Raw genomic sequence first — 15,332 nt, 5'->3', positions numbered from 1 at the left:
TGCGTGGTTCCCTTTTTGATGCGGCCGTCAAGCTGTACTGGCAACTGCGTCATCGTTGATGCGGGGATGAGCTTACCTGCTTGCGATTTCCTAGCCATCTCATGTTCGCAAAAAGGCGATCCTTCTAAAAACCGGTCGTCTGTCCTGCGAGCGAACTTGAATGCCATCAAGCGACCTCGTGGTCGGCTTGCGAAAGCATCCTGTTGTTGGCTTATGCTTGGATCAGAAAGCGCTCTGGTCGCTTTCCAAGCCATGCAGGCGTTCGACCGCGCCCAGACCAGGTCTTTCCTGTTTTGGGATCCCTAAGCATGTGGTGTACGTGACGGACTGGAATGATGCACGCCGCGTGCCGGCGGTGGACGGTCCGTTCACCCTGGACGATTGCGTGGCAGAGCTGCAGACAGGTATTCGCCATGTTGGCGTGGAACAGCTGCACGTGCTGGCTATTTGCCAGGCGTCCGTACCGGCGCTGGCAGCCGTTTCGTTGCTGGTGGTTGTGGCTCTCGCGTGCCAACACGTCCGCCGGGCGCCTCTGGCGCGAAGCGCAGCAGACGGCAGAATGGACGGTCCAGTGCCACATCCTCGACCACAGTGATCTCATGGCCGTCATGGTTGACCGCACTGATGCCGAAGGCGGGCTTCTGATAGGCCTTACCAAACCGGTTCAGCATGTCCCAGCCGGCGGCAAAACACGACGCAGCGGGGAACGGCAACCAGGGACTGCCCGGCTCGATCCACGCGCTTGCGACTGTCTCCGCCCACGCCGTCCACGGTGCAAACAGCGAGCGCTGATATTCAATGAATGGATTCAGCATGTGAGCTCCCCAACGAGGGCCAGTTAGCACCGCTGCCAAGTCTGACCTCGCTAACGTCTTCCGAGGCAGGCATGACATCCGGCGCGACACGCTGCAACCACCGCGCCCCTTGGCATGGACAGCAGGCAACAGGTCACCATCACTGCGCGCACAGGTCGACTGCACACACTTCAATATATGCCGGCACAGCATCGCGACAAGGCCAGCCAGGGGCGCGCATTAATCGAAGCTATGACTGCATAGGCCCGACGAGCGCCCTGCACTCGTCAGCGCTTCGCGGTATGTGGGGCCCGCTCGACCGCTTGCTGTGCCGCAGCCGCGAGCACGTTTCGTTCAGCTGCCTCTACTTTTTTGTGTCGCGGTCTGGTACCACATCCCACACCAATTGTTGGTGCGGGTGATCACCGAGGCCATAGTGCCCCCGGCGGCCTCCGATCCCAACGGCGCGCTGTTCGCGAGCAGGCAGGTAACGGTGATCGCCCGGCCCATGGATTGCGCCAATCAAGCTCCTGACCTGACGCTGAGTCCCCTGCCTGCGGGTCCTGTCGTCTGCGCGCGTGCCCGCGTGAGAACGATGCAGAGCGCAGCCGCGTCGCCCCGAGATACCTGGCAAACATCAATCGACTACTGGCGCAGGAACAGTTTGCTTCGTGACCAGATTGTAATGTATGAGTAACGATATCGTCGGCATGGGCGCAATAGAGTGATTCAGGCTAAAATCTTTTCATCGTGCTGGAGCCAATCATGGCCACGAAGAAAATTATCACCGCTACCGCGCGGTTACTGTTGGCATGGAGCGCTGACAAGCGGCTGGGTGATGGTGGCGGCAATTGGCTCGAGCATGTTCGTGAACAAAAACTTGCGTCGATGATGCCGGCGAACCAGACGCCCGCCCTATTTGGAGGCCCAGCTTCCCTCGACAGAGCTGCCCGAGCCATTACTGCTGACAGCAGATATGAAGTATCTCCGGGTCGGCTCAGGAGAAACCATTGCATTACGCGCGGGCAAAAGACGGTGGACGTTGCTGGAGGCGATCGGCGACCGGTCGGTTGACATGAGCTTCATGTTCCCGGACCTTCCGGAAACGAAGGCTTCATTGTCATCATTGAACCGAGTACCCTATTTAGGAGACACTAGTCCCTGTACCGGCCATCCGGTAAGCGAGGGTCCGGTGCTGTGGTCAATTCCAGGAACCGCGCTGTGTCTGTGTATGAGGGGGGAGTGAAGTTCGTTATGATGAGGACATCATTACCTATCGCGCTAATTGGCTTGGCGACCATGTACAGCGTTGCGGCCCATACGCAGCCCTCTCCAAGCAAGCCGACTAGCGGGGTGCCAAGTTCTGCGCCTGCAGCAAGGCCCCGCGTGGGACAGCACATGAGCCCGCGGGCAGCTGACGTAAAGGATGTCACGCCGGCACAGCCGGCACAAAGCGCGGGGCGGCCGAGCATGCCATCCCCGGAAGCCGCCAAGCCATATCTGCTGCCAGAAAACAAATAACGCGCGTTTCGCCGTGATGACGCTGGAGCTGAGATACGCTAGGAAAAAGAGGGTTGGAGCTTGCGATGGATGAGACCGTGACACATCCTCCCGCTATCCCAGGGTCTGGCAGGTTCGCGGCAGGCGTCTCAGCTGGATCCGATTGTGCGCGGTCATACCCGGGCGCTGCGCTCGACCGGCCGGCGCCGCCGATCGACCAGTTCCTGCACGCGACCATTGCCCGCGCCACCGGCGGCGTTTCGCCGGCCGCGCTGTGGCTGGCGTGGCTGGATTGGGCCTGGCACCTGACCGGCTCGCCAGGTAAGCAGATGGCACTGTTCCACCGCGTCGCGCAACCAGCCGGCCTTACAGGCCGGCCCTCGCCCCCCGTTGAGCCAGACGACCCGCGCTTCGCCCATCCGGAGTGGGATCGCTGGCCGTTCCATCTGTTGCGTGACATGTTTTTGCAAGCCGAGGCGTTTTGGCAGGAAGCGACCACCGACCTGCGCGGCGTCTCTCCACACCATGAACGTGTCGTCAGTTTTTCGGCCCGGCAATGGACCGACATGCTGTCGCCGAGCAACTGTTGGTGGCTGAACCCCGAAGTGCTGCGGACGCTGGCCGAGACGGGTGGACGCAACTTCCTCGCAGGCGCTTGCCATTGGCTGGACGACCAGCATGACATCTTCGCTGGCCGCGTCCTGCATACCTCCCGGGGGCGATGCGGCCCCCATTGTGTCGGGCGAGACGTCGCGATCACGCCCGGTAAGGTCGTCTATCGCAATGCCTTGATCGAGCTGATCCAGTACGCGCCGCAGACCGCGACCGTCTGGCACGAGCCGGTGCTGATCGTTCCCTCATGGCTCTTGAAGTATTACGTGCTGGACCTGTCGCCTCACAATTCGCTTGTACGCTATCTGGTTAAGCGGGGGCATACGGTTTTCCTGATCTCGTGGAAAAATCCGCATGAGGAGGCGCGCGACCTCGGCATGAATGACTACCTCGAACTGGGCCTGCTTGATGCCCTGGCGCAGGTGCGCAGCATTTTTGGCGGGATATCGGTCCATGCGGCCGGCTACTGCCTCGGCGGCACATTGTTGGCGATCGGCGCAGCGGCACTTGGCCGCGACATCGAGTCCACATCGCCCCCCTTCAAGACGATCACGCTGTTCGCCGCGCAGACCGACTTCAGCGAGCCGGGTGAACTCGGCCTATTCATCGATGCGAGCGAACTTGCCGACCTCGACGCGCTGATGTGGGAGCAAGGCTATCTGGATGGGGCCCAGATGGCGGCCGCCTTCCAGTTGCTGCACTCGCGCGATCTAATCTGGTCCCGATTGACGCGCGAATACCTCCTGGGCCAGCGCACCGAGCAGACCGATCTGATGGCCTGGAATGCCGATACCACGCGCTTGCCTTACCGCATGCATAGTGAAAATCTGCAATGGCTGTATGTGCACAATGATCTGGCCGAGAGCAGGTACTGCGTGAAGGGCCGGCCGGTGTCACTCGCCGATCTCAAGCAGCCCATCTTTGTCATCGGCACCGAACGGGATCACGTGTCACCTTGGCGCTCCGTGTACAAACTCCACCTGTTGACCCGTACTGAAGTCAGTTTTCTTCTCGCCTCAGGCGGACACAATGCGGGCATCGTCTCCGAACCTGGGCATGCCGGACGTCGCTATCGCTTCAGCACGCGGCCCAAGGACGGCCCCTCTTTGAATCCGAACGAATGGTTCGCGCAGACACCGGTCTGCGAAGGTTCCTGGTGGCCGTGCTGGCACCAGTGGCTGGCCGCACACTCCAGCGAAAAATGCGCACCGCCGGTGTTAGGTGGGGGCACAGTGCTGGAAGATGCTCCGGGCACTTACGTACTCGCACCCTGAGACTCCCCCCATGCCAATTGACCCGCCTCATTGAGCCACCAGGCATAACCAAATGCGACTGAGCATCTCGAAGGTCCACTGCGCCGGCCGCGATGTATCAGCGCCGCCTTGCGTTCGATACGCGTTGGTGGCATGGCGGTTGTAGGTCCTCTTGCGTTGTCTGAAATGAGGAAAGCCTACTCTGCTGCAATCAACAAACGCTTCGGATTCTTTCCCAACCACGCCGGCGCCCGCGCCCGCAGGGCTTGGCCATCTCTGGTCTCTTGCCTTGGTTCACTAGTGCCGCTTCAAGTCAGGGAACGTAAGTGGCATTTCCAGGGTGCCCCCTGGTCAGATCAGAGATGCGTGTAACCGGATGGGCTTGGGGGCTCGCTCAAAGTTTTAGTCATTCAAGGCGTCTGTCGCCACCCGTTACCAAATGTAATCTCTGCGTAAGGCTTCCGTGGCTATTGGCTGCGTAGACTTCTTCTAGGAAGAGCATTTCCGCATTCCTGAATGGGGGGCTAATCATGAACACCAAGCAAACTCTCCTCATTGCGCTTGCACTCCCAGTCCTCGGCATTGCCTCGGCCTGCGCGCCCTTAACACCGGCGAAGGCCGCTGCGCTTCTCGGCAGCCCCGCCGCTGTCTCGACCGCTAGTCGGACGATTACCCTGGCACCAGGGATGAAGTATGTGAACGTGGATTCCGGTGAAACCGTTGCGTTCAGGGCGGGAAGTCGGACGCTGGCATGGACGTTCCTGGAGTCAATCCATGGCACGTCATCGCAGCTGAGTGTAATCCTCCCGGATGTGCCTGAAGCGAGTGGAGTCAAGGTCTACATCGAGCGGAGCAAGTTCCTTACCGGTGGCTAATCGAGCAAGCAATGGCTGGCGCCCATCTCCCGGTGGTCCGGCCCGTTTCTCGCCCCCGAAGAACTGCTAGTTGCGGGGGCATTTTTTTCTGTAGACGGCATGGCGATATTGGGTTCAATCGTGTCCGGCCAGCACGCAGTCTGCTGATACTGCTCCACGTTGCTGCTCAGCAAGCTGCGCGTAGCGCTCTCGGGTATCCTCAAGCATGTCGATGCGGTGGCTGAAGACGCGGTCGACATGCAGGCAGGTGAGCTTGGCCTGAATTGCCTTGGCGAGTTGTACCGCTACACGGACCGCACCTTCCGAGGGTGCCCACCCGCCGGTTGGCACCAAGAGATGCTGGAACAGCGTTGCCTCTTCACGCTTCGCCCGCCGCTGCATCGGCACCTGCTGGTTATAACGCTGCGCACAGATCAGAGACAGCGGCCATCCTTGGCCACCGAAGGCCGATCGTCTCAACCAGCCGCTTCCTCAAAAACGAAGCGGGTTCGCCGGTCGCGACGGTGGTAGGACGACAGCCGCAGCGGCGTGTCGCCAGGGTTATGCCTTCGCGGCCAGCGAGGTGTGCTCGACCTCCTGCTTCCCTGCCTTTGACGCCGCGTGGCTCGCCGCACCGAGGCTCTGTTCGGCGACCTCCACTGCTTGCTTTGTGGTCTGGTACATCGCTTCACAGAACTTATTAGTGGCGGTCATCACCGAGGTCAGCGCCCCCACCGCGTTCTCCGAACCCGCCGGTGTGCTGTTTGCGAGATTGTCGACGAGCTCCTGCATCCGGCGGCTGTGCGCTTCATATTGCGCTTCGGCGACCTTGGCGAATTCGGCTTGAGTGGCCGTTCCGATCTCAATGAGCTGGCGCTGGTATAACAGCGCCTTCTCGCCGATCTGCGGGATCATGCTCGCCTGCAAGGCTAGTAACTCCTGCTGGTCTTCGGCGCTAAGCGCCTTTTGTGTGTTCTCCCGCGTTTCTGTCAGCGTCGACTTCATTGCTTGCAGGTTAAGCTGGACCAGCCTCTCAAAGCCTTCGATGGCCTTGTTGGTCAGGCCAAGCACGATGGCGAGATTGGCTTGTTGCGCCGCAGCGATTTGCTCAGCGGACCACGGAGTCATCATGGGTCTCCTCAGAATTGACCAAGACACGCTCGCGCGGAATAGAACGACGTGGAGCGTCGGCGGGACGTCGGGATGGGCTAGTTAGCGAATGCGTGTAATGGCGTTGAGGAGGACGCCGCCTCTGGCGGTGATACAGGGGCGCCGCTGGCCCGAGTCAAGCCTTTCCAGTTGCACCAGTTCGCGCTCGAGGAGGGCATCCAGGTCCGAACTGTCCAATTCAGCGTGATCCGGTGCATCCTTGACGAGTAAGAGGGTGGCCACTTCATGAGGACTCAGCATCCTTGTCTCCTGGATTTCGGTTTTGGACTGCTGGGAAGTTGCATTGATAGCTGTCGCAGAGGAGCTCGATTCAAGGGGCGAAGACGTCGAGGTTCTTGCTGGCCTGCGTGCCTGCGCTGCGCGCCGGGAGACTCCATTCAATACCCCGAACGTCGATTGATCAAGGTGTGACATGAAGATTCTGTGAAGGCTTTGGATCAAATCCTCGCCAGCCTAACGCGGCAGGACATCGGACCGTGCGTTGAAGGTGCCAGGCAAAGGGTGTCCGCTGCACGGCAATGTGGTCGACGCTTCTGGACTGACTAGGCTAGTGACGTCTGGTACCCGAGTGCAACGGGGCGCGCATGCCGTCGTTGCATGGCAAAGCTCCTTGATTAAGCCGACGGGATGCGATCGAGACGCGACCAAGTGGCAGCAATTCTCGCGCCAGATGATTAAATCGGCTGTATTAGGTTCGTTACCTTACGGGAGCATTACGCAACGATGACGTGCCGTGGCACAACTGGTTCGCCAGGGAGAGCCCACTACCAGAGAGCTACCCGGCATGTCGGTGTCCGCACCGGCGCAAATGAATATCGAAGAACTCTTCACGGCGCTCGCCGGAGTGATGCAGGAAGTGAATCTGGCGCGCATCAGCATTCCGCTGGATCTGGTGGCAATAGCCTGGAGTCGCCGAGGGTAAGCCGTGGAACCTGATCGCAGCCCTCTAGAGCAGACAAAAAGGGGATGGCTGGACGCATTCCATCCTGCCCGGCCTGCAGGACCGACAACTGGCATCGATCCCAGGCAACTTTCGCAGTTGTTCCAAGAGGCGGCGCAGCGAAAGGGCGCGCACATCTTTGGTGGGCGATCGCGATCGACAACCGATTGCGGCGGCCATTCGGGCGCATTTTCGCTTTCGCTGGCTTTCCTCCGAGGTTGTCCGAGCGGCAACCAGTGCGTTGCCGCCGCTCGTTAGCCAACTCAATCAAGCCCTGACGGAAGAAGAGTGTTGGCGCGCCGCCTTGCATCCGGTATTGAAAAGCTCGCCTTTAGCCCTGCCTGAACGCGGCTTTTGCGCCGAGAAATCGCTCTCGGCGGTTTGGTCGATGTGCGAAGCCTTCAACAAGGAGGATGGCTTTTTTGAAGGCGTGGCCCGCCGCGTCCAGGCGTTCAAGAACCATCATCTGAAGAAATGGGACAAGCACAGCGAATGCTTCTTTATCGATGTGAACCAGCACGTCTGGAAGGATGAGGGCCCGTATCACGGAGATGCGCCGTTCCCCCGCGATTGGAAGTATTCGACCTGCATGCCCAACGGTTTTCATTTTGACGTGCAGCATCAGCAGGGGCGCGCGTTCGAGTATATCGACGCAGCTTCCGTGGAAAACCATGTCGCGGCAACGCAAACACTGCAATGTCGACGCACACGGCTATCTGTGCTAGCGACGAAGTGTTTCGTTAGACTTTCCCCCATGCCGCTGATCGTCCACCGCAACTGGTAAAGGCTGATGCAGCGCTTGCAATGCTCGCGTCATGTTCCGGTCAGGTTATCTCCTTAGAATTCAGCCGGTGTGCTTGATCGTGCCGGCGCAGGTAGCCGAGCAATGGGCAATGCCTTTGCTTGGGGGCCACGCTGCCGGGCATATTGCTATGGGGGCCGCGTACGGCCTGGGAGCCTGTCCACATGTCGCATGCCACCGAAGAACGCTCCCGTCTCGCTCAAGCTGCCGTCAGCATCGCTGTCTGCCGCGATCGTATCCGTCAGCATATTGAGTTCGTGCGATGGCTGCGCGGCGCGCCATTCGACACGGTGCGGGCGCAGACGCAGATGCTGGAGCTGCTTCGTGCGCAACGCGAGTTCCTGCGCGATTTGCGCACGAACCGGACGGCCATCCTCGAAGCGTTGAGCCAGGCGACATGCAAAAGGTAAAGCTAAGCGCTCAGCTATGCTCGGGACTGGCGGTGGGCCGAACGGGAGCGTTGCTGACTCCTAGATGTCCTTGCAGTGTGCGGAAAGCCACGGTGCGTGCGATGGCATGCCGAAGTGCAGTCGGCGCCAGCACCGGCTCCCAGCACCGGTTCGCGACAATAGGCGGTGCCCTGAAGCTTCGGTAGCAAAGTAGACCAGCAAGACTGGCAGGCGGGAAGCGAGCAATAGATCAAGCGGCCATGCCAGCGCAGAGTTCACCGATCATCTGTCGGGAGAGAGACCTCGCAATGCGTATGAAGATCGCCCGCAATGTGCTTTGGCTCGTTCTTGAGCGCGGCCTGCAAGTGGTGTTCGGCATCGTCGCCATTGGGCTGATCGCGCGCGCAGTTGGTCCGGAAGGTTTTGCCAAGTTCCAGTACGCCCAGTCCCTGGTGTTGATCGCGGCTTCGATCGCGCTGATTTGTGGCGGTGAAGTCGTTGTCCCGCGGCTTGTCGGCAACCCTGCGCCGGAGGCGCAATACCGGTTGCTGGCCCATGTGTTCGGCTTGCGAGCGCTCGCGGCAGTGACGGGCTACCTGCTGCTCGTGGGGGTGATTACGATGACGGAGGGGGACAAGGTCATTGTCCTGACCGCAATCGTCATGGGCATCCCCATATTGCTGTACGAACCCTTTGGCGCAGTCCGAGCCTGGCTGCAAGCGCGGACTGATAGTCGCCCAGCGGTGGTCTACGGCATGGTGGGCCTGACCTTCCGAGTGATCGCGGTCGCGGCGCTCTACTTGGCAGGCTTGGACTCGGCTCCGGCGTTTGCCTGGGCGTTCGCGGTGGAGTCCTTGCTGTGTGCCATGCTATTGGCCCGGTATTACAGACAACGCAGCCTTCGCGTGGCGGTGCACCTGAACTGGCCGCTAGCCAGGCTGCTGCTGCGCGATGGCATGGTGTTTTGGGTGAGCATGATTTTGATGCTCTGCGCCAAGCGCGTCGATCAGCTTTTGCTCAAGCCGCACATTTCCCTGTTCGAGCTTGGGGGCTATTCCGCTTCCATGCAGGTGCTGGACAATTTCATGATGCTCGGCGCCATCGTTGCCACCTCGGTGGCGCCGTTGATGATCTACGCGCAGCCAAGTCTAGCGCTGGTGCGGCGCAATGTGTTGTATGTTGCCGCAGGCATGGTCGCCTTAGGCGTCGCGGGCGGCGCAGTGCTGGCTTACTGCGCGCCCTGGATCATCGCCTTGATCTACGGCGAACACTATGAAGTCGCGGCAAACCTGTTGCGGCTTTCTGCGATGGCATCCGGACTGGTGTTCGCCGATGCGGCCCTGTCGCTACTGGTGATCTATCTACGCAAGCCGAACTGGTTGGTCGAGAAATGGTTCTTGGTGCTGTTCACCATGATCGTAGTGGACGTCATTGCGATCCCGATTCACGGTGCCCGGGGTGCCATCTATGGCTATATTGCGGGCAATGCGATGGCGGTAATTGCCGGCATCGGGTTCTTCCTCCGCTCCCGTGAACCGGTAGCCGTCCAGCAAGCCGTGTGACATGCAGATATGCCGATGCTTTCCGCCGATGTGTCGCCGGCGCCTGCAACGCGGACACACCGAATCAGCACGAAACCCCACATCCTGATCCCCGGTCGGCGCTTAACAGAGCCCCCCGCAGGATGTGTTTCCCTCCCCCGCCGGTCCGTCCGTGCGGGGGTTTTTTTCGCATCGCGCATGGAAGACGCTACGTCGCAGCCCGATCCCGCTACGCCACCACCTTCCGGCGACTTCCTCTAGTACTGCGATCGCTCGCAATGTCGGCGTCATGTTCCTGTCAGGTGCCCATATTAGAATCAGCCCAACATTTACACCGTATCCTGCCCGACAACAGGGCTGGATGCGCTGGTAGTGCCCTCCCGCCTTTCTAGGCTGAGACAAATGCAACGCGCCATCCGGCTATACAGCAGTGCCCTACCACGTGTGCGAACAAGCGCTGCCTTGCCGAGACGGTTGCGCAGAGTCTTATAGGTCAGGCCATGATTGATCGCGCAATAAGACTGCTCGCCGTGATAGCCTCATGTTGCGCGGTAATTCCTGCTATCGGTCAACCTGCTACCGGCGCCACTCCCTTCAATGGCGCGCCTACCCCCTTCCACCGGGCGTCTCCTTTCGCGAAGCCCGTCATCCAAGCCGAACCAATCGACGTTTCCCTTGGCGCCTTAACGCTGCACAACACCATCGACGCTGGCTTAGCGCAGAATCGGGATGTGCAAATCGCGCGAGCCGCATTAACTGCCGCAAAAGGGATTCTGGTTAATGCCGGAAAGCGGCCGAATCCAATGCTGACGGTAGGTGCGGGGCCTGGCTTAATTGGCCGATACCAACCTCGCGATGCCGACGTACTGGTCAACGTATCGCAGCTTGTTGAGCGCGGCAACAAGCGGGAGCTGCGCAGCGAAGTGGCAAGTCTGGCGGCCGATGCCGCCCAGTTCGATATCGAGGACATATTTCGCCAAGTGCGCCTGGCATTGGCCAATGCCTACTTCGCAGTGAAACAGGCGCAAGACTACGTGAATCTTGCGCAGGCCACTAGAAATGCGTTCGCGCGAAGCCGCGAGGCGGCCGAGCTCCGACTCAAAGCTGGCGACATCGCGCGCGTGGACCTGATACGACTTCGCGTCGAGGAGGGCCGCAGCGAGAATGAATTGCTACAGGCGCACACCGACCTTGCCGTTGCGCAAGTGATGCTTGCCACGTTGCTTGCGCGAGAACAAGAGGCTCCCTCCATCCGAGCCGTCGATCCATGGCCTGTTCCCGGCGATAGTATGCTACAAAGCGACCGTATCGAGGCCTTGGTGGACAAACGACCAGATATACGCGCCGCCATTGCACGAGTACACAGCCTCGAAGCAGCATTCGGCTTGGCCAAGGCGCAGCGTATTCGTGATGTCAATGTGGCGGTGATTGCTGAGCGCAATCTTCCCGCCAATGGCGGTACCACGCTGGTTGTACAGTTGTCGATGCCGATTTTTATCAACAACGACTATTTTGGCGACATCGTACGCGCCGAGGCGGAACTAACGAGCGCCCAAATTAACCTTGAAAAATTGCGCAGTAACGTACATGCGGACGTCGACCGTGCACTAGCGCAATTTGAATCTGCGCGCCAGCAACTCATGCGCTTCGAGGCGCAAATGCTCCCCGACGCCCTCTCCGCGTCTCAAGCGGCCGAATTCGCGTACAAAAAAGGGGGCATTCCATTGACTGATCTGCTGGATGCCCGTCGGCAACTCTATGCCACGCAACGTGAACTGCTGGAATCGCGTAAGGACTTTGTCAACGCACGTACGAGGCTCGAGTCCACTCTCATTGAGACGGACTTTCGGTGGTAAGCCTATTTTGGTGGCAGGAATTCCCTTCGACTGGAGCGAACGAGATGGCAAGGTATCGAGCTTTAAAAGAGATCGCGCAACACATCTTCCTGCTTCTTTCAGTCGGTCGTGATGTGAGGCTCTTTCTAATTAGCGCCAGAAGCGACGCCCGCCTCGAAGCGCTTCGATCTGAAGTTAAGGCGCCGTGCACCGCCTTCGATCAGCTTTACGCCGAAGCGCCACAAAATGACCCTTGGGTTTCCGGATCATCGAAGTATCAATATCAAAGGCGCAAGTACGATGCCATGATGAGCTTGCTGCAAGGCAAGACATTCCGGCATGCACTCGATTTGGGGTGCGGCATCGGACTATTCACAGAGCGCCTAGCCTCTTGTGCCGACCATGTATTGGGAATGGATATTTCCAGCGTGGCTATTTCGTGCGCAAAGCGAAGAAATATGGCCCTGGATAACGTTAGCTTCCAGCGCGGTGACATTGTTTCTCTTGGGCAGGAATTGAACGCCAGATTTGATCTTATTGTTGTGGCGGACACCTTATACTATCTACCCCATCCTATTGATGATAAAACTTTAAAAGAGATCGCATCTCGGCTTGGTCAGCTGCTCCTTCCCGGCGGTCTCCTGCTTGTTGTCAATCATTTCTTCCCCATTCCCACAGCAGATAGTCGCCTGACACGACGCATACATAATGCATTTCATTGGTCGCCCGCATTGATGCTGCTAGAAGAACAGCGTCGACCATTTTTCTTGTCGAGTTTAATGACGCGACCTGGCGCCGTACACGCGACGATTGACAAGAATCTTGACTGAATGGGATTGGCGACGCTGCGGTTATTCATTATCGCGACGATGCCCGTTAAGCGAAGCAACTAATGCTCTGGCGGAAAGAACACCGCCGTCTCCCCCGTCCTTGGCAGTCTATATCGCGGGTTGGCCAGAGATCTTAGCTAATTGGCGTTCGGGAATGCACCGGCCTCCCCGTTAGCCCGCATCATCAATCGCCACTGAACTAATGTCCGCCACCATGGCCGCCTCCGCCATGCCCACCGCCATGCCCGCCCCCATCGCTTCCACCATGGCCGGCACCATGGCCGCTTTCACTGTGCGCGCCGGCCGGGTTACCGTAGTGCCCTCCAAAATGTTGGCCGTAGGGGCCGCCGAAATGCCCGTCGCGATTATCGCCAAAATGCCTTCCACCGGAGCGATGCCGCTGGTAATATAGCATCGTCCCACTATAGGGATGATACGGATCATAAGTCTGGCTCGAGTAATATGGAGATCTTGCGCCATAATACGCATACGGGTAGAGCGCATCGTCGTAGGGTGCGACTGGACTCGCAATGCATCCGGACATCAATATCAAAAGTGTTGCGGCAGGTGCGGCAACTTGGATGGCATTCATGTTTTCACCCTCTATTACGCCCCCCTGCTCTTGGTACCGATTCAATTTTCCGGCGCCGTCGAACATTGAGCCTATATCAACCACTCGCATAGTAAACTTTACTCTTTGGCACTCAACAATTCGATTCCTTTCGCGAATGTAATCCTGAGTTTAGAGTAAGAGACATCGCGGCTGAAAATGTGCCGTTTAGTCGCCGATTTAAAGCAATGACGGTAGGATATGGAATTGACGTGGTGGGATGTCGTCCTTGGGTAACGTTGGTGTCATCTTCCCGTCAGCTTGGTGTGGATATAATTTTCCATTTGTGCCGTTATATTTAACGCATCGGTTCGCAATTTTGTTCTTTTGGGGCGCTCTCCGCCGTCGGTCATAGTAGGCCGAGGCCAAAGGCGCGCGCGCAGGTAGCACTTAAAAATGGCAGTTCGGTAAGTTTTGCAGCAAGTAGCGCTTGGCGAGATTGCTACTGGTCCAGCGACGTAGCGAACGCACTTTCACCACGCCATAGTCCGCCTTGTGACGAGCTTAGGCCAGTTCGGGGCAATGGCGCGGCCGACCATTCTTCGTCCAGCGGGAGCGGTGATGCTGGCGTATTCCATTTGTCCTGAATGACACATCGCTTGATGGCGCTATCCAGCTTTGCTTTCCTTTTTGCCGGCGTCCTGTGCAACGCGGCGGCACAGTTGTTGTTGAAGGCCGGTGTCAGCACCGTGGGAGCTATCCCGCTGGAGCGTGCGGCGCTCGTGAATGCCCTATTGCAGGTGCTGATCCAATGGCAAGTAGTTGCAGGCCTTGCGTTATATGGGATTGGCGTGGTGGTTTGGATCGTGGGTCTCTCGCGCATCGAGGTGTCGGTGGCTTACCCCATGTTGTCGGTCGGCTATGTGCTCAATGCCATGGCCGCCTCCTGGCTACTGGGTGAAATGATTGGCCCAATGCGAGTGGCCGGCATGCTGCTGATTTTGGGTGGCGTGCTTTTGGTTGCCCGCTCCTGAAGTGGCCGCGCGCCGTACCGCCACGCACCCATTTTTCAACCGGCGTCCAGTCGTTATCAATGGCATTTTGGCCATGCATTCCCGGTTTTCTAGTCATGCGTTTCTTCACCGCGGCACTGGCGCTGGTCTCGATGGAGAACCAAGCGCGACATGCAGGACGGCAACCATCGACAACATGTGAAGGCTCAACGACCCACCGCATGTCAGATTGGCGGCGCGAAGCCAAAGAGAGGGTCGGCCGGAATCCTGATGAAATCCGCCGCTTTTCGACCCGACCTGTTGATTGTTAAAGGGTGGACGCATTGAATTGCGGCGAAGCAGAGAGCGTCTGCTTTGCCCACTAACCGCATGCTCGCCTTGCAGTTCGCGCGGTCACCGGTTCGGATTGCGCTTCCATCCGGCCCTGCTGTAAGGCAAGTTTCTGTGCCATGGAATCACGCTCCTTCCGAATCTTCCCGCCTCCTCTGCGGCGCCCGTGAACTGCTGCTGCATACGCTCCGCCTAACGATGCTGGCTCGCCACTTCGGCCGACAACTGCTGGACTTGGCTGACAAGCTGCTCATTTCGCTGCTGCACCTTCGTGAGCGTGGTTCCGCGCGCTGCTGCGCGTGTTGGCCTCTTTGGCTTGCAGCATGACTTGCTTCTGCACGCCTTCCAACAGTGCGGTCGCCTTGTCGATCTCGGCCCGTGCCGCCGCTTCTCGTTCTGCCAGCGCGGCGCGCAGATCTTCCAATTCGCATGCGCTGTCACGCTTGGCATCCCGCCAGGACCTGAGTTGCCTCATTACGCTGGCTTGCCAGCGCCTTTCGACGTTCTGCAAGTGACCAAACGCGGCCTCCTTGGCAGCACTCGCCTGCTAGCTTGGACAAGGCGCGATCGGTGCTGCCTGGCGCTCAGGGAGCTGGACCCGGAGCGCGCGCACTTCATCCTGGAGCCTTCGTTGGCGATGACCAGCGCTTTGCCTGCTCGACGACCGCGGCCAGCTCAGCCTCCATTTCCTCATGCCGCTCAGCAAACACGCGCTCGCCGTGCTCCACGGCCTCCGCCCAGGCGGAGATCATCGCTTTGGCCACCGCCGGCGGCAAAGCCGCGCTGAGGGCAGCGAAGCGCGTCCGCTCATCGTTCCAGAGCTTCAACTCGTCGTTGATGGTCATACGGCTGCTTGCTTTTTCACGATGAGCTGTCACATCAGGAAGCCACCCTGAGGATATGTGAGACTTCGCATATA

Annotated in this window: 16 protein-coding genes and 1 pseudogene; 9 read left to right on the top strand and 8 right to left on the bottom strand. The window is 59.1% G+C overall.

Annotation, left to right across the window (positions count from 1 at the left end):
- Nucleotides 1–211: 211 nt before the first annotated feature.
- Together CTP10_RS40170 and CTP10_RS40165 are read right to left on the bottom strand one after the other, a co-directional pair.
- A pseudogene (locus CTP10_RS40170) lies at nucleotides 212–301 on the bottom strand (H-NS family nucleoid-associated regulatory protein); the annotation flags it as partial.
- A 142-nt stretch (nucleotides 302–443) separates the two neighbouring features.
- The gene (locus CTP10_RS40165; protein WP_147316274.1) at nucleotides 444–815 is read right to left on the bottom strand and encodes a hypothetical protein; all 372 of its coding nucleotides are present in this window, start codon (nucleotides 813–815) and stop codon (nucleotides 444–446) included.
- A gap of 744 nt (nucleotides 816–1,559) precedes the next feature.
- Between CTP10_RS40165 and CTP10_RS40160 the strand changes: the two genes are divergently transcribed.
- The 3 genes from CTP10_RS40160 (at nucleotide 1,560) to CTP10_RS40150 (ending at nucleotide 5,034) form a co-directional block, all read left to right on the top strand.
- Complete coding sequence (locus CTP10_RS40160) at nucleotides 1,560–1,868, top strand: hypothetical protein (protein ID WP_199414674.1); 309 nt, start codon at nucleotides 1,560–1,562, stop codon at nucleotides 1,866–1,868.
- 512 nt (nucleotides 1,869–2,380) lie between these two features.
- Nucleotides 2,381–4,180: a PHA/PHB synthase family protein gene (locus tag CTP10_RS40155; protein ID WP_116322083.1), complete on the top strand. Its 1,800-nt coding sequence runs from the start codon at nucleotides 2,381–2,383 to the stop codon at nucleotides 4,178–4,180.
- Between the two features lie 509 nt (nucleotides 4,181–4,689).
- Nucleotides 4,690–5,034, top strand: coding sequence for a CzcE family metal-binding protein (locus CTP10_RS40150; RefSeq protein ID WP_116322082.1), 345 nt, complete (start codon nucleotides 4,690–4,692; stop codon nucleotides 5,032–5,034).
- Nucleotides 5,035–5,148: 114 nt separating this feature from the next.
- Here CTP10_RS40150 and CTP10_RS40145 read toward each other — a convergent pair whose 3' ends face one another.
- From CTP10_RS40145 to CTP10_RS40135, 3 genes are all read right to left on the bottom strand, one after another.
- Nucleotides 5,149–5,493: a universal stress protein gene (locus CTP10_RS40145; protein ID WP_233528295.1), complete on the bottom strand. Its 345-nt coding sequence runs from the start codon at nucleotides 5,491–5,493 to the stop codon at nucleotides 5,149–5,151.
- An 81-nt stretch (nucleotides 5,494–5,574) separates the two neighbouring features.
- The gene (locus tag CTP10_RS40140; RefSeq protein WP_116322104.1) at nucleotides 5,575–6,141 is read right to left on the bottom strand and encodes a TIGR01841 family phasin; all 567 of its coding nucleotides are present in this window, start codon (nucleotides 6,139–6,141) and stop codon (nucleotides 5,575–5,577) included.
- Between the two features lie 84 nt (nucleotides 6,142–6,225).
- On the bottom strand, nucleotides 6,226–6,423 hold the full coding sequence (locus CTP10_RS40135) for a hypothetical protein (protein WP_116322081.1): 198 nt from the start codon (nucleotides 6,421–6,423) through the stop codon (nucleotides 6,226–6,228).
- A gap of 842 nt (nucleotides 6,424–7,265) precedes the next feature.
- Here CTP10_RS40135 and CTP10_RS40130 point away from each other — a divergent pair.
- The 5 genes from CTP10_RS40130 (at nucleotide 7,266) to CTP10_RS40110 (ending at nucleotide 12,520) form a co-directional block, all read left to right on the top strand.
- Nucleotides 7,266–7,907, top strand: coding sequence for a hypothetical protein (locus CTP10_RS40130; protein WP_147316273.1), 642 nt, complete (start codon nucleotides 7,266–7,268; stop codon nucleotides 7,905–7,907).
- A gap of 182 nt (nucleotides 7,908–8,089) precedes the next feature.
- On the top strand, nucleotides 8,090–8,335 hold the full coding sequence (locus tag CTP10_RS40125; RefSeq protein ID WP_116322079.1) for a hypothetical protein: 246 nt from the start codon (nucleotides 8,090–8,092) through the stop codon (nucleotides 8,333–8,335).
- 293 nt (nucleotides 8,336–8,628) lie between these two features.
- Nucleotides 8,629–9,876: an oligosaccharide flippase family protein gene (locus tag CTP10_RS40120; RefSeq protein WP_233528294.1), complete on the top strand. Its 1,248-nt coding sequence runs from the start codon at nucleotides 8,629–8,631 to the stop codon at nucleotides 9,874–9,876.
- A gap of 479 nt (nucleotides 9,877–10,355) precedes the next feature.
- Nucleotides 10,356–11,711 (top strand): TolC family protein, encoded by a 1,356-nt coding sequence (locus CTP10_RS40115; RefSeq protein WP_116322077.1) that lies wholly within the window; start codon nucleotides 10,356–10,358, stop codon nucleotides 11,709–11,711.
- A 44-nt stretch (nucleotides 11,712–11,755) separates the two neighbouring features.
- The gene (locus CTP10_RS40110; protein WP_116322076.1) at nucleotides 11,756–12,520 is read left to right on the top strand and encodes a class I SAM-dependent DNA methyltransferase; all 765 of its coding nucleotides are present in this window, start codon (nucleotides 11,756–11,758) and stop codon (nucleotides 12,518–12,520) included.
- A 171-nt stretch (nucleotides 12,521–12,691) separates the two neighbouring features.
- Here CTP10_RS40110 and CTP10_RS40105 read toward each other — a convergent pair whose 3' ends face one another.
- Nucleotides 12,692–12,964 (bottom strand): hypothetical protein, encoded by a 273-nt coding sequence (locus CTP10_RS40105; RefSeq protein WP_158577720.1) that lies wholly within the window; start codon nucleotides 12,962–12,964, stop codon nucleotides 12,692–12,694.
- A gap of 768 nt (nucleotides 12,965–13,732) precedes the next feature.
- Here CTP10_RS40105 and CTP10_RS40100 point away from each other — a divergent pair.
- Nucleotides 13,733–14,104, top strand: a complete 372-nt coding sequence (locus CTP10_RS40100; RefSeq protein WP_116322074.1) for an EamA family transporter — start codon at nucleotides 13,733–13,735, stop codon at nucleotides 14,102–14,104.
- A gap of 559 nt (nucleotides 14,105–14,663) precedes the next feature.
- Here CTP10_RS40100 and CTP10_RS40095 read toward each other — a convergent pair.
- Nucleotides 14,664–14,924 (bottom strand): hypothetical protein, encoded by a 261-nt coding sequence (locus CTP10_RS40095; protein ID WP_147316271.1) that lies wholly within the window; start codon nucleotides 14,922–14,924, stop codon nucleotides 14,664–14,666.
- A gap of 103 nt (nucleotides 14,925–15,027) precedes the next feature.
- On the bottom strand, nucleotides 15,028–15,258 hold the full coding sequence (locus CTP10_RS40090) for a DNA-binding protein (RefSeq protein ID WP_158577719.1): 231 nt from the start codon (nucleotides 15,256–15,258) through the stop codon (nucleotides 15,028–15,030).
- Nucleotides 15,259–15,332 lie beyond the last annotated feature (74 nt).

Source organism: Cupriavidus sp. P-10 (genome assembly GCF_003402535.2).
Lineage (GTDB): Bacteria > Pseudomonadota > Gammaproteobacteria > Burkholderiales > Burkholderiaceae > Cupriavidus.
This window is presented reverse-complemented; position numbering and strand designations above follow the sequence as displayed.